This is a genomic window from Streptomyces sp. E11-3 (genome assembly GCF_046540415.1).
Lineage (GTDB): Bacteria > Actinomycetota > Actinomycetes > Streptomycetales > Streptomycetaceae > Streptomyces.
In genome coordinates this window covers 55,494-69,495 of record NZ_JAZGRL010000002.1, presented here as the reverse complement: position 1 = coordinate 69,495, position 14,002 = coordinate 55,494, and the positions used below count along the sequence as shown (strand labels likewise).

At 68.7% G+C, this 14,002-nt stretch carries 12 protein-coding genes and 4 pseudogenes; 11 read left to right on the top strand and 5 right to left on the bottom strand.

All coding sequences use genetic code 11. The features are described from left to right. The first annotated feature begins 4 nt into the window (after positions 1-4). A complete protein-coding gene (locus tag U9R90_RS19065; protein WP_411057851.1) occupies positions 5-313 on the top strand; it encodes a helix-turn-helix domain-containing protein in 309 nt (102 codons plus the stop codon). A gap of 177 nt (positions 314-490) precedes the next feature. Further along, on the top strand, positions 491-859 hold the full coding sequence (locus U9R90_RS19060) for a VOC family protein (RefSeq protein ID WP_411059734.1): 369 nt from the start codon (positions 491-493) through the stop codon (positions 857-859). A 72-nt stretch (positions 860-931) separates the two neighbouring features. Here U9R90_RS19060 and U9R90_RS19055 read toward each other — a convergent pair. The 3 genes and pseudogenes from U9R90_RS19055 to U9R90_RS19045 all read right to left on the bottom strand — a co-directional run. Further along, positions 932-1,309, bottom strand: a pseudogene (locus U9R90_RS19055) (transposase family protein); the annotation flags it as partial. 377 nt (positions 1,310-1,686) lie between these two features. Then, a complete protein-coding gene (locus U9R90_RS19050) occupies positions 1,687-2,142 on the bottom strand; it encodes a hypothetical protein (RefSeq protein WP_411057850.1) in 456 nt (151 codons plus the stop codon). A gap of 263 nt (positions 2,143-2,405) precedes the next feature. Then, a complete protein-coding gene (locus U9R90_RS19045) occupies positions 2,406-3,146 on the bottom strand; it encodes an alpha/beta hydrolase (RefSeq protein WP_411057849.1) in 741 nt (246 codons plus the stop codon). Positions 3,147-3,522: 376 nt separating this feature from the next. Between U9R90_RS19045 and U9R90_RS19040 the strand changes: the two are divergent. The 6 genes and pseudogenes from U9R90_RS19040 to U9R90_RS19015 form a co-directional block, all read left to right on the top strand. After that, positions 3,523-3,683: pseudogene (locus U9R90_RS19040) on the top strand (IS630 family transposase); the annotation flags it as partial. Between the two features lie 338 nt (positions 3,684-4,021). Further along, positions 4,022-5,251, top strand: coding sequence for an IS701 family transposase (locus U9R90_RS19035; protein WP_411057848.1), 1,230 nt, complete (start codon positions 4,022-4,024; stop codon positions 5,249-5,251). 467 nt (positions 5,252-5,718) lie between these two features. After that, positions 5,719-7,246, top strand: a pseudogene (locus tag U9R90_RS19030) (ISL3 family transposase). Next, positions 7,195-7,602: a hypothetical protein gene (locus U9R90_RS19025; RefSeq protein ID WP_411057847.1), complete on the top strand. Its 408-nt coding sequence runs from the start codon at positions 7,195-7,197 to the stop codon at positions 7,600-7,602. The pseudogene U9R90_RS19030 and the gene U9R90_RS19025 overlap by 52 nt, the downstream one beginning before the upstream one ends. 367 nt (positions 7,603-7,969) lie before the next feature. Beyond that, positions 7,970-8,857, top strand: a complete 888-nt coding sequence (locus U9R90_RS19020) for a S41 family peptidase (RefSeq protein ID WP_411057846.1) — start codon at positions 7,970-7,972, stop codon at positions 8,855-8,857. 453 nt (positions 8,858-9,310) lie between these two features. Beyond that, positions 9,311-9,442, top strand: a pseudogene (locus U9R90_RS19015) (ATP-dependent DNA ligase); the annotation flags it as partial. A gap of 533 nt (positions 9,443-9,975) precedes the next feature. Here U9R90_RS19015 and U9R90_RS19010 read toward each other — a convergent pair. Beyond that, the gene (locus U9R90_RS19010) at positions 9,976-11,145 is read right to left on the bottom strand and encodes a hypothetical protein (RefSeq protein ID WP_411057845.1); all 1,170 of its coding nucleotides are present in this window, start codon (positions 11,143-11,145) and stop codon (positions 9,976-9,978) included. A 232-nt stretch (positions 11,146-11,377) separates the two neighbouring features. Between U9R90_RS19010 and U9R90_RS19005 the strand changes: the two genes are divergently transcribed. Then, on the top strand, positions 11,378-11,602 hold the full coding sequence (locus tag U9R90_RS19005) for a hypothetical protein (RefSeq protein ID WP_411057844.1): 225 nt from the start codon (positions 11,378-11,380) through the stop codon (positions 11,600-11,602). Positions 11,603-11,839: 237 nt separating this feature from the next. Here the strand turns inward: U9R90_RS19005 and U9R90_RS19000 are convergent, their stop codons facing one another. Continuing rightward, positions 11,840-12,244, bottom strand: coding sequence for a hypothetical protein (locus U9R90_RS19000; RefSeq protein WP_411057843.1), 405 nt, complete (start codon positions 12,242-12,244; stop codon positions 11,840-11,842). A gap of 810 nt (positions 12,245-13,054) precedes the next feature. Between U9R90_RS19000 and U9R90_RS18995 the strand changes: the two genes are divergently transcribed. Both U9R90_RS18995 and U9R90_RS18990 read left to right on the top strand, forming a co-directional pair. After that, positions 13,055-13,345, top strand: a complete 291-nt coding sequence (locus tag U9R90_RS18995) for a hypothetical protein (protein ID WP_411057842.1) — start codon at positions 13,055-13,057, stop codon at positions 13,343-13,345. Positions 13,346-13,561: 216 nt separating this feature from the next. Beyond that, on the top strand, positions 13,562-13,918 hold the full coding sequence (locus U9R90_RS18990) for a hypothetical protein (protein ID WP_411057841.1): 357 nt from the start codon (positions 13,562-13,564) through the stop codon (positions 13,916-13,918). Positions 13,919-14,002: the final 84 nt, after the last annotated feature.

The window sequence follows — 14,002 nt, the reverse complement described above, 5'->3', positions numbered from 1 at the left end:
GCTCGTGTTGTCCGAGGGCGAGCGGAGGGTGCTGGAGGGATGGGCGAACCGCCGTAAGACCGCTCAGGGCTTGGCCAAGCGGGCGCGGATCGTCCTGGAGTGTGCCACGGGGCAGTCCAACAGTGCCGTGGCGCGGAAGTTGGGGGTGGCCCGCTCCACAGTGAACATGTGGCGGGCTAGGTTCCTGGCCGGCTGGCTGGACGGCCTGGCCGACGAGCCGCGTCCCGCGGTGCCGCGCACCATCACCGACGCCCAGGTGGAGGAGGTGGTGGTGCGCACCCTGGAAGAGGTGCCCGAGGGGGCCACGCACTGAAGCTCCGCCATCTTGAAGTGGCTGGTCAGCGGGGTGGCGTGACGTCGTTTCGGGGTGCTCGTGCTGGTCGTGGGCGGCAGTCTGCGTTGTAGATCGTCCGGCGGGGTGGTTTTGCCGATGAGTTCACCGTCCTCGAACGGTCTACCCAGCGACACGACCGTTCTCGACAGGAGTGCCATGTCCACAATCCAGCCAGTGATCGTGACTGCCGACCAGGACGTTCTGCTCGGCTTCTATACGAAATTGTTCGGCGCTGAGGAGATCTTCCGGGTACCGGCGGAAGGCCCCGCCTTCTACCTCGGCTTGCGCATCGGCGACACCGACCTCGGGCTGGTGGCCAAGGCGAACCCGGGGACTGGGGCAGCGCCGCGGATCCTGCTCAGCATCGGTGTCGACGACGTCGACGAGACCCTCGGCCGGGTGGAGGCGCTGGGCGGCTCGGTCCGCAGCGGCCCCAACGACATGCCGTGGGGACAGCGCGTCGCCCACATCCAGGACCCCGACGGCAATCCGGTGAACCTCACTCAGCCGATCCCGGCCCGGTGACGCTGTTCCGGGGGCATGCCAGTTCTTCAGGTGGGCAAAGCCGAGTTCGACGGGGACGCGTCCGGCGGCCAGGACCCGGTTGGCCTCCTTCTCGGCGGATGCGAGCCTGCGGGCGCGGGTGGCCTTGAAGCCGGTGACGACCACCGGATCGTCCCCGTCGTCGTCCAGGCCGAGGAAGCCCAGGTCGGCCAGGGCGCCGAGGCCAGCAGCACGCAGGTGGGCCAGGATACGGTCGCGGCGGGCGGCGGTGATGTCGTGGGTGCGGCCGGGCCGGGCGGCGGATATCCAGATCAGGCGGCCCTTCTCGTCGGTCAGGGCGAGGAAGTGCAGGCCATGGCTGCGGTGCTTGCCGGAATAGTTCCGTCGGTCGGCTCTCCCGCTACGACGCTGGGTGCGGATGAGGGTGCCGTCGATCAGGACGACCTCCCCGCCCTGCTTGGCGACCTTCATCAGGGCGCGGTCCAGGCGTGGCGCCCGGGCGGCGAGCAGTCCGATCAGCTCGTCGCGCCAGCGGCGGACCGTGGACTCGGACACGGCGTTGCCGCCGGCCATGTCGGCCAAGCGCTGGTCGTGACGCAGTACGGCCAGGACGATCACCGCGATCTTCCCCGGCGGCAGGATCCGCCACCGGGACCGAATCGCCTTCAGATGGCGGCGCAATAGATCGGCGAGGTGGTTGACGGTGCGCGTGGACAGCGACAGGCGGCACTGGTAGACAAGCTGGCAGGTGTCCTCGGTGTGTTCTTTGGCTCTCTTCACACAGTGCCCAACAGCCGCCGGGGACGCCCCGGTTAGGCCCCGCCCCACCGCCGCGGTGGCGCCCCCGGTCACAGGCGGGTGGTGAACCGACCGTCGGGCAGTTTCCGCAGCCAGCCGCGGTCGACCATCCTGATCAGCCTTCCGCGCAGCGGCTCCAGCTTGGCCCGCACGCTGACATCCACCCCCACCGTCTCGCCGACCTGCCGGGCCATGACCGGCCCGGCGGCCTGCCGCACGGCCGCGAGGATCCGCTGATAGTCCGGTGGGAGCGCAGTCTCCTCCACACCCGCCGCGCGGTGCGGGAGCATCATCACCGCCTGCCCACCCACATGCCCCGGCACCGGCGCGGTCTCAGCACGCTCCTGGGCGAGCTGCTCGCTCACCCGCTCAAGGACTCGCTCAGCGACGGCGAGTTCATCCCGCTCGACCCGTATCTCCGTCAACTGCTTGGCCAGTTGCTCTTCGAGTTCGTCCAGTTCCGCGCGCCGCGCGGTGATCCGTTCCAGCAGCTCGGGATCCAGCATGCACAGCATAAGCCTGTTGATGGGGTTTTCCGGAAAAGGGTGTGATCGAGTGGCTTGGTTCACGAGCCGACAGCACCAGTTTGGGCAGCACTCGAAGCTCTGCAGACGTCGAGCGATTCATGGCTTCGGGCAGCACAGGCCCCTGCCAAGAGTCTGGCAGGGGCCCGTGCTGCCGAGAGCCGAGGAGGGCCGGGACCTGTCCCTAGATGAGCAGCATCCTGGCCAACACGGCTACCGTCTGCTGGTGGACTGACGGCCCGGCGTCACTTCAGGTGTCGGGTGAAGAACTGGGCCGCGGCGTCCCCCGCGAACTGCGGGACGCCGGTGTGCCCGCCCATATTGGCGTGCAGCGTCTTCTCCTTGGAGCCGAAGGCGTCGAACAGGTCCAGGGCCGCCTGCCGGTCGTTCCCTTCGTCGTCCCACTGCAGCAGGACGTGCAGAGGAATGGTGACCTGGCGGGCCTCCTCGAACATGACGCGCGGCACGAAACTCCCGGCGAACAGAACGGCGGCCGAGATGCGCGGCTCGACCACCGCCAGCCGGGTCCCAATGGAAATCACTCCCCCCGAGTACCCGACCGGGCCGCCGATCTCGGACAGCGACAGGAGGGCGTCCAGGGCGGCCTGCCATTCCGGGACCGCCTTGTCGACCAGGGGGAGGATGAGGGCGTCGATGATCTCGTCACTGACCGGCTCGCCGGCCTCCATAGCCCGGCGCAGGTCGGCGAGAGCCTGCTCGGCGGCGGGCCAACGGGGCCGGTCGCCGCTTCCGGGGAGCTCGATGGTGGCCGTGGCGAAGCCGTCCGCCGCGGAGTGCCGGGCTCGGACCATCAGTCGGGGGTACGTCTTGCGCAGCCCGAGAGGAGGGGGGCTGAGCAGGATCAGCGGCGCCGGCGACGATGCGGATGCGGATCCGGGCGTCCACAGGATGCCGGGGATCTCGCCAAGGGTGAATTCGCGCTCGAGGACAGCGTCGTCGAGACGCTGTTCAGAAGTGAATTGCATGGTCGTGCCTTTCGGGAGTGCCATTGAACGGCGCTCCCGGACGACCTATCGCCCGACCGTGACCCCGGAGGAGAGCACCCATGTCGATACGTTCACGGGTACCACCTCCTCGCTCTCTCGCACGGCCTCCGGGAACGTAGCAGTGGCTGCCGTGGTTCCGCCAACGGGTTTTTGCGGAGGCTCTGTGGCCGAACACCACGGCGTCGGAGTCACGCCTGTCACTGGTCGGGAAGCGCACGTCCGCCACCGATTCGAGCACCGAAACACCGGCGATCAACCGCTGACGGACGATCTACTGCGCGGACAGCCGCCCATGACCAGCATGAGCACCGGCCACACCAGCCGTTTGACCTGTGACTTCAAGTTGGCGGAGGCCCACTGGTCGAAGCGGGACTGGCCAAGCGGGTGAGGATCTCGCCGACCAGTGTGCACCGCATCTGGCGGGCGTTGGGACTTCAGCCGTGGCGGGTGGAGGACTTCAAGATCTCCACCGATCCGCTGCTGATCGACAAGATCCGGGACGTGGTCGGACTGTATCGAAGGTGATCGGCAGGCGGTCGGCGACGCACCGCGCGGTGGACTTCCGCGACTTCCTGGACGAGATCGACAGCCAGACCGGTCGAGCGGTGGTTCGCCGAACTGGAACAACGCTGCCTCGCACGTGGCACCTTCTGCTCCCTCGACGAACTCAAGACCGCACTCGAAACCTGGATCGAGACCTGGAACAGCGATGCCCGGCCCTTGCACCGAACCAAAACCGCCGACCAGATCTTCGACCGCATCTGCCGCTACTGCTCGAGAGTCTCCGGACCATCTCACTAGTAGTGCTTCGTTAGGAGTGCCGATCTTGGCTGGTCGGGGGCATGCTGCGGGGTATGAGGCTCGGGGAGGTGGAACGGCTCCGGGGTGAGTTGGCGGAGTTCGTTGCCGAGGTGTTCGGTTCGCTGCCGCGGCGGGATCAGCGCCGGTGGGGCGAGTGTTATCTGCGTGGTCTGATGCTGGACGGTCGGCGTAAGTCGATCCAGCCGATGGCAGATCGGTTGCCAGACGGCAATATGCAGGCCCTGCAGCAGTTCGTGAACCAGTCGCCGTGGGACTGGTCCCCGGTGCGCCGACGGATCGCCGAACGGCTCGTCGAGGTGGTGCGGCCTGAGGTGTGGGTCATCGATGACGTGTCGTTTCCCAAGTGCGGGAAGGCGTCGGCGGGGGTGGCCCGGCAGTACTGCGGGGCGGTTGGCAAGCGGGCCAACTGTCAGGTCGCGGTCAGTGTGCATGCGGCCACCGATATGGCGTCCTGCCCGCTGGAGTGGGAGTTGTTCCTGCCCGAGGAATGGGCCGCGGACGATCCTCGGCGCAGGTCCGCCCAGATTCCCGACGAGGTCGGCCACGTCCCCAAGTCCCGTCTGGCTCTGGGCCTGTTGGACCGGCTGGCGTCCTGGTGGCTGGATGTCCCGGTGATCGTCGCCGATTCCGGCTATGGCCGCAGCGTCAGCTTCCGGCTGGCCCTGGAAGCCCGCGCTTGGACTTATGTGATGGCTGTCCAGCCCAAGGAGATCGCCCGACCGGCCGATGCTGAGCCGTGTCTGGCGGCCTACGGCGGGCTGGGACCGCCCACCCTGCCCCGCTATCGGGCAGCGGCCCGGCCGCGGCCCGACCTCATTGCTGCGGACACTTTGTTCGAGGAGGTCGCATGGCGTAAGGGCAGCAAAGGGGAGATGGCCTCGTACTTTGCCGTCCTTGAGGTCAGGCCCTCCGGCAAGGAAGCCTCCCGCACCGCCCAGGAACAAGGCGGCGGCCGCAACCGGTGGGACGGAGTACTCCCGCTGCGAACCCTGCTGGTCGAACGGGCCGACCCGGGCCAGGAACCGACCAATTACTGGATCTCCAACCTGCCCGCCACCACCCCGATCGCGCACCTGGTGAGGCTCGCCAAAATGCGCTGGCGGATCGAACACGACTACCGCGAACTCAAACACGGCCTGGGTCTCGATCACTTCGAAGGCCGCACCTGGCGCGGCTGGCACCACCACGTCACCCTCGTCACCGCCGCCCAGGCCTTCCTCACCCTGAGGCGGCTCGACCCAAAAGCCCGCACACCGGCCTGACCCTCTACCAGACCCTCGACGCCCTCCAGAACCTACTCCGCTGCTGGACCGGAACCTGCACCACCTGCGGCAAACCCCTAACACGAGCCAGAACCTAACGAAGCACTACTAGGGTCTGCCGTTCGGATCTTCGCTGGGCTCGCGGTGTCTGACACGCGTATCTGCGGCGTTGTCGTCAGTCGCCGCTGCTCCGCGGGGACTCCCTCCTCCGCCTCGCAGCCGCACGCACCAGACCCGCTCCCTGGTCCAGCAAGATCCACACGACAGACCCTAGACGTATTGACCTGCAGGGTTGTTGACGCGGGTGATGGGTGGCTGGCCGCCGAGTGCTGTGTGGCTGCGGTGGTGGTTGTAGGTGCGCAGGAAGGGTCTGTGTAGTGAACGGCTCTGTCCCGTAATCGGTGGTAACGAGGGGTGACGGTCGTCGTTGACGATGCATGGAAGATGTCAACACCCTTGTGTCAATGGTGTTTTCGGGACTTGCATCGCTCATCGTTGAGGATGTGGCGGACGAGGGCGAGTTCATCCGGGTGCGGGCCCGGACGCGGAACGATCCGGTGCAGTGCCCGGTGTGCGGGCAGCCGACAGGGCGGGTGCACGGCATCCACCGACGTACGATCGCGGATGTGCCGGCGGACGGCAGGCGGGTCGTGGTATCGGTGCAGGTCCGGCGCCTGGTCTGCCCAGCCCTGGGCTGCCCTCGGCAGACGTTCCGTGAACAGGTCCCGGGCTTGATCGAACGCTATCAGCGGCGCACATGCCGGCTCGCCCGCCAGCTCGGCTCTGTGGTGAAGGAGTTAGCGGGCCGGGCGGGCGCCCGCCTCTCCCGTGTCCTGGCTGCGGCGATATCCCGCTCGACAGCGCTCAGGCTTCTGGCCCGCCTTCCCTTGCCCATGGTGCAGGTGCCGCGCGTCCTCGGCGTCGATGACCTCGCGCTCAAGCGCCGCCACCGCTAACGCGACTGTCCTGATCGATGCCGAAACCGGCGAACGCATCGACGTACTCCCGGGCCGCGGCGCCGACGCCCTGGAGCGGTGGCTGCGCGAGCACCCCGGCGTCGAGGTCGTCTGCCGCGATGGCTCCGGCGCATACGGGGAGGCCGTGCGCCGGGCCCTGCCGGCTGCGGTGCAGGTCAGCGACCGCTGGCACCTGTGGAAGAACCTGTGCGAGAAGACCCTGGCCGAGGTCCGCTCCCACAGTGCCTGCTGGGCCACCGCGAACACGCCCCGCCCGGCCGGTGTCCACGAGCAGACCACCCGCGAGCGCTGGCACCAGATCCACGACTTCCTCGGCAAGGGCGTCGGCCCGCTCGAATGCGCCCGCCGCCTGAACCTGTCCCTCAACACCGTCAAGCGCTACGTGCGCACCCGCGAACCTGAAGCCCTACGTCGGGCGCCGCGTTACCGGCCCACGCTGGTCGACCCCTACCGCGACCACCTGCGCGAACGCCGTGCAGCCGACCCCGCTGTCCCCGTCAAACAGCTGTTCCGGGAGATCCAGGAGCAGGGCTACACGGGCAGCTTCAACCTCCTCTACCGCTACATCACCCAGGGCCGGGCCGAAGGCGACCGGCCCGTGACCACCCCGCGATGGCTGGCCCGCCTCCTACTCACCCATCCCGACCACCTCCGGGACAAGGACACAACTCTCCTCGCCGAGCTCACCGCGTCCTGCCCAGAGATGACCCAACTAGCCTCATTTATCCGTGAGTTCACACAGCTCCTCACGCCGGCCGCAGGCAATGACAAGAAACTCGCCGCGTGGATCGTCGGCGTCCGCGCGGCCCAGCTGCCCTACCTCCACGCCTTTGCGAACGGTCTCGAACTCGACCGTGCAGCCGTCAACGCTGACCTCACCCTCCCGCACCACAATGGGCGGACCGAAGGCGTCAACACCCGCACCAGCCTGCTGAAACCGCGCAGCTTCCTTGGGACGGCCCCAAGGTGCGGATCATTGAGCATGCGGCGCATGCCCCGGGCCATGCGGCGCTGTTGATCGAAGAACGCCGAGTTCTCGTCGCCGGCGACATGCTCTCCGATGTCTTCGTTCCGATGTTCGACGACACCGATGACCCGATGGAGGACTACCTCGTCGGGCTGGGGCTGCTCGAGGGCGTAGCGGACGACGTCGATGTCCTCATCCCCGGACACGGGTCCGTCGCCAGGGCTGATGAGGTACGCGCAAGGATCAAACTGGATCGCGCGTACGTGGAGGACCTGCGGGACGCCCGGTTTTCCAGCGACCCACGGGTCGAATCGCCCAAGCCCGGCTGGGAGTGGGCGAGCGCCATTCACGAAGGGCAGGCCCGGAGCCTCGCCCGAGGAAGCGAGCGCGAAGGGACGCCTGACTAAAGATCCGCTGCCGGCACAAGACGACCCTGCCCGTTCGCTGACGCTCGTCAGTCCCGGGATCGAAGGACGACTGCCTCGGGCCCCGCTCTCAGCGAGGCCGGTGGTGGTGCCACGGCTGCTTCGCCGACACCACCGGAGAGTCGAGGCCGCTACTGACGGCGGGGTGCCTGAGCGGGCATCTCGCTGGTTCAGATAATCATCGCCGACCGGCTGGACATCTCCGGGGCCCGCTGGGGCCTGGACGGCGCTGAGGCCGTCCTCAAACTCCGCGCGGTGTCCAGCAACGGCGACTTCGACGCCTACTGGCGCTATCACCTCGCTCGCGAGCACCAACGCCTCTACTCAGCCTCCGACCAGAAACGAGACGATGCCAGAGACCGCACACGACTATTTGTCCGGGGTTTTCAACCTGATCCAGGAGAACGCCCTCAACCGTCGGAAGGTGGATTGGGAAGGGCTTCGGCGGGAAGCGTACGAGGCCATCGCGGGCGCGACATCCCCGCCAGACACCTACGGTCAGATCCGCAAGGCGATCGCCGCGCTGGCCGACCCCCACACGCTCTTCCTCACGCCGGATGACGTGGCCGCAGCCTTCGGCGAGGAAGCGACGACCGCGGCACCCCTGCCCAGCGGGCGGCTGGTCGACGGGCACCCGCTTGTCGTCGTCCCGGAGGCCACGGGGGTTGAAGAGGCCGACCGGCGCTACGTCGACACGGGCGCCGCGCTCATACGAGAACTGGACGCGCACCGGCCAGGTGGCTGGATCGTCGACCTGCGCGGTAACACCGGCGGCAACATGTACCCCATGATGACCGTGCTCGCACCACTGCTCGGCGACGGGCCACTCGGCTCCTTCGTGGATGGGGACGGGCAGACCACGGGCCGGTGGAACCTGCGCGACGGCATCATCCACCTCGACGAGGAAGCAATGTCGCCGGTGCCTAATCCCTACCAACTCGCCGTCCCGCAGGCACGCGTCGCGGTGCTCATCGACGGCAAAACGATGAGCGCCGCGGAGGCCACGCTCATCGCCTTCCTGGGAGGGAAGAACGTACGGACCTTCGGAGAGCCGACCGCCGGGCTGGCGACCGGCAACGCCGCGATTGAACTGAGCGACGGTGCGATGCTCGTGCTCACCGCCGTCCGGGAGGCCGACCGGTTGGGGCGCGAGTACGGCAACGCTCCCATCCGGCCGGACGAAATCGTGCAGGCACGGGACGCTCTCGCCCCCGCCGTGGCATGGCTCCAGACTTGAGCAACAAAACTCCTCCACCCAGACGGGCACCGACTCCTCACTGTTCCAACTCCTTGATCAACGAACCCGTCCTCGCCCCACGCCGTCCCGAGTCAAGCGGTCCTCAGAAGAGCTACACCCAAAGCCGACACCGATCCCAGGCCCGTGCGCCTGGTCGGATCTGCTCAGCGCGCGGGCCAAGCCGGTGCGGCGTGGATGTGACCGTGTGGTCCCGACACCTCCGATCGATCCGATGCTTGCCGAAGCCCGGCGAGCGCTGCCGCCCGACGGCGCGGTGCCCGTCTCGCTCCAGTACGAACAGAAACCGGATGAGTTCAGGGTCATCGTCTTCGCACGCACCAACTGGGTCCGGGTGCAGTCCCGACAGGGTTCGGACCTGACACCCGCGGTCCCGGAGATCGCCCAGGCCGCCGCACAGGTTGGCGAAGACCTGTTCTGGACTGCGAGCTCGTCGTGCCAGACGAAGGGAGGCGGCATTTCGGCGAGCTGCAGCGTCGCGCACGCCAACGCGGCCAGAATGCCGTCCGGGCTGCCGCCGAACGCCCCGCCTGTCTGATCGTTTTCGACGTTCTGGGAGCCGCCGGCACCGAACTCATGGCACGGCCGTACCGCGAGCGCCGCGCGAGTCTCAAGGCTCTCTTCGCCCGCAGCGTGCTCACCGGTCCGTTCACGTGCCCCGCCACCGCCGACCGGGCAACCGCCCTGGACTGGCTTGACCCCGCCTGGGGCCACGCTGCTGCTGGCCCGGGCCGACGCTTCCGGGAGACTCCGGCTGGTCGCCCGCACCACCCTGCTCCCCACCGCCGTCCGGCGCGATCTGGGAACCCAGCTGCGCCCCCCGGTCCGGGCCATCCTTGGCACGGACGCCACTTCAGCGCAGGCTGGGGCACCCGTGGCGAGCTGGAGTTCCACCCCGTACACCCCGAGGTCGTGGTGGAGTTCCTCACGGACACTGCGGTTGACGGCGGCCGCTACCGCCGCCCGTGCGGTTCCTGCGAGTACGCGAAGATCTCACCGTCGGCCGACCGCCCCTCTTCGACGCCTGACCTCTGCCGTGGGATCCGGAGCACGCCCGGCCTTGCTGGTGGCCCTCGTCGTCAGCGCGGTGCCGGTTCGGCTCAGTCGGCGGCCTCGTCGGCCGGGGACGTCTCCGGCCCGACGGCTGTCAGGATCAGGTCGCGGACGGGCGGCGGCAGCACACCCGGCATCTCCAGGACGCGCCACTGGCAGCCAGGCACCAGCCCATCGAGCCGTGCGTACATCTGGCGCTGGAACAGCAACAACAGTGCCGAGAGGGCGCCGCTGGAGGGCGGCCATCGGCGATCGCGAAGGGTCTCCAGGACAGCCACGCCGAACGGCAGGCCCCTCCCGTGCAACCACTCGGTGACGGCTTCCCCGGGCTGTCCGGCATCCAGCTCTGCCTCGACCCGCTCGCAGAGGCCAGGGGCCCACGCACGCACCTGCTGGGCCGTGCGCCAGCCGACGGTGAGGTCTTCCAGCGTTGCCGTGTCGGCCAGGACCCGCAGCTGGTCGCGGGCGTCGCCTTCGGGGAGGAAGGTGAGCGAGCCGTCGTCGGCCATCACCAGGTCCGCGGCCTCCGGGACGTCCTGCTGGGTGGTCTCGACGAGGGAGGCGACCGGATGAGCCGCCATGCCCGGGTTCATCCCGCGCAGCAAGTCCCCGATCTCCTGCACGGACATGGTGCCGCCGAGGGTGGCCGTTACGGCGGCCAGCGAGGCGTCTTGCGGAGTCATCGGCGTCGGCTCGGTGTTCTTGTCCAGCTCAGCCAGTTCCGCGGGAAGTTCGCCCAGGATGCGGGCGATGCGCTCGTCGATACGCCGCGCCCGGGCCGGAACGAGGGTGAAGGCCTGTCCGGCCTCGGTAAGGCGGTCCATGACATGGTCCACATGCTCTTCCAGCTCCCGAGCGTTGCCCGGGCTGTCGTCCTCACCGGGCAGGTTGGCGGAGTCCACTGCGGCGCGGAAGGCGGCCCGCACCGTCGCCTCCGGTACCGGGTGTCCGTCGGCGAACAGGAGCAGCGCCAGGTCTGTGGGCCGTTTGCCCCGGCCGGCGCGGCGGGCGAGAGCGAGCACCAGGTCGAGGCTCTCGGGTGGCGGGGTGGAAGTGCTGCCCCTGCCGCGGCCGAGGCCTCCGCCGGGGATGTTGCCCGGCAGCAGTCCGGCACGCCGCCAGCCTGCGAGCTGCTTCGCCGTGACTGTGAGGCCGTGACGCGCCGCGTGGTCGATGAGCTGTTGGTCGGCCGCGCTGGGGCCGTCGCTGGGAGGCATGACGCGAAGGTAGCGGCACCCGCACCGGCTACAGACCGGATTTACAGACCCCCCACCTTCGTCCGGTCAGTTCTGCTACCGGCGTCTGAAATGGCGGGGAAGCGGCGTCGGTTGGGCGTACTCCCTGCCGTCGCCTGCCAGCCACGTTGGGAATCGCCTGAACTGCTGCAGAAGCAGGGCCCGCTCCCGGGCACCGCTGCTGCACGCCCGAACCGCAAAGGAACTCACGCTGATGACCACAGACACGGACGCACCCCGCCCTCAGGACCGCGACCACCGGGAACTGCGCCTGGTGCTCCTCCTTCTCACCCTCCTGGTGGGGCTGCTGATCACCATGGCGGCCATCTACGTGGCCCGGGTGCATCCGACCCTCGCGCAACCTCTGGGTGTAGGAGCCGCCGTCATGAGCGCGCTCGCCGCCATCGCCGGTGTCGTCGCTCGCACCATCCGGAGGTGATCGACTCTGGTTAGACGCGCCGCACCGGTCCAGCGGTCGTCGCAGGTCTCGACGTTGGGCTCGCTACTTCTGCCGAGCGGTGCGGCGAGGGCCCTTCGGAGGCGGAGCCGGACAACGCGCGCAAAACGTCGGGCCCGCCACCACCCGGGCCCGACCTGAATCCACGGTGCCGTACCCGTCCTCGGCGCGCTCGGTCCTCGAAGGACGCCGCGAGTTCGTTTTCGTTCGTCCAGGGGGCTACACGCGGGCCCGCGGCAGGGCGAGAACGGCGGCCGTGTACGCGCGGGCTCGGTCCCAGGCGGCGAAGTAATCGGTCTGTAGCTGGTCGAACTCCTCATCCCGGCCGGGCTGGACACGGATGCCACTGCCGCTGCCGAGCAGAAGGTTGGCACGGCGGCTCGCCTCCGGGCTCAAGCCTCGGATCGGGGGAAGCGACCGACCTCCGAAGAGCGTGCCGTCGGGAATGTACGCCTCATACAGGCTGCCACGTCTGCGGCATCCCACCCGGCTGGCCTGGAGGAGCCGCGCCTGCTTGGCGACTTCCTGCACCAGCGGGTCTTCCGGGCTACCGAGCCGGAGCTCGGGCCCGGGCGACGGGATCACCCGCCAGATGCCGGCATACGTGGTGTTGATGGTGTTCATCCCACCACTGGGGCACGTGGCCGATGGGCAGGATGCGCGGCTGCGGCAAGCGAAGGGGCGCCCGCTTCCCGCCCGCGCGCCGGGCAAGCAATTTGCGGGCCACGCGCAGCACGGCGGCATCGTGCGCCTTGCTCAGGACCACAGCGACCCGGAGTTCGCGGCCCGCAGCCTCGTACTCGGCTGTCTGCACGTACGCGCGGAGCTGACGCTGGTACGCGGCGGGCTCGAGATCCTCACTGGTTGGCCTCGTGGGTCCGCCAGACCTCTTCGCCTCGTCCACGCACCGGTCGGCCGCCTGGGCTTGGTCGAGCTGATGCGTGAGTCGTTCGATGGCCTCCTGCCACGAGCGCCCCACCACCCACGGTCTCCCTTCCCGCTCATCCCCGACTGCCGGGGGCCAGGCTATCGGTTCGCCGTCCGCGTCCGCATGGCCACGGCACACCTCGCCCCCAGCGTAGGCTCGTCGGACAGGTTGCGTGAGCCACACCGGCTCTTGCCAACGCGGCCTTGGCGGTGGCCTCGTGGTCCAGGAGCGCGGCGACGGGGCCCGCTGTGTTCGGCGCTGTCCTCCTGGCGTTGCACGGTCACGATGTCGCCGTCGCAGACCACCGCGTCGATCATGGGGTCCGGCCATGGGGATCTGCGTGCCCAGCATCAAGACGACCGCAGCCCGCACAGTCATCAGAGCATCCACGCACGAGCACATCGGGAGCAACCTGTTGGCCAGAGCCTCGGCACGAGCATGGGTGCGGACTCTCGTCTTCGTGGAATCCGCCTCTGAGCTGGAGTGCTTGCTGGGAGCATGAAGGCATGAGCGAGGCCAAAGACGTTGTTGCCAGGCTGCGCGAGGAGCTCGCCGGGGCGGAGAGCAACCTCGGCGGCGCGATGATGGGGATCGCGGACTCGTATATAGAGCTCGCCTACGGTGCTGGCCGCGGTTACAACGTCCACGCCCAGTACCGCGCGAGCAACCTCCATACGGGCAAGCCGATCTCGGCCGCCCAGGCCGCCAGTTCCACGGCCAGGTCCGTGATCGCCGCGAGGGCCGGGGCCTTGGATGCCAGGCGTGCCCTGCTCAGGCAGCTCGAAGACGAAGACTGACCGGCCGCCGAGAAGGGGAGCCGCCATGGGCCTGGAGAACGTCACCCCGATCTCGATCGACCAGATGCTCAGGGCACTCGCGGCCGTGGGCCAAGAGCACGTCGTCGACCCTGAACCACGCCCTGACGGCCTCATCGAGCAGGACATCCGGAGCTGCTCGGTGCCCTGCTGGGCCTGGTCGAGACGGAGAGCGCCACCCTGGTCGACCCGAAGGAGGTGCCGCCCCTGGCCTTCCACGGCCTCCAGCAGGGGTGGCGTCACACGAGCGCTGAGCGGGACGTTCATCGCGCCGTCCTCGCCAACCGGCTGAACCGCACGGCGTTCGACGTCCCCATGCTCCTCGCGGACGTCGACCTCGCCAGCGGGGAAGCACCCGAGCCACCCGGAATCGCCGGCGCCTCGGCGAGCGCGCTGGCTGCTGCGAGCCTCATCGACGCCCAGGAACACTTCGACAACGGCCGCATTGAGTACGCCCACCTCGCCCTGGACTCCGCCGAGGGCTCCCTCGCGCAGGCCCAGCTCACTCTGTACCTCCTGCGTCTCCAACTCCGCGAGACCAGGCCGAAAGACTAAGAAGTCGGGTCGCCCTGGGGTGAGATTCCCCCGGGCGACCCAACCTCTAACCGGCCTCTCGGCTTCGTACACCACGCACTCAAC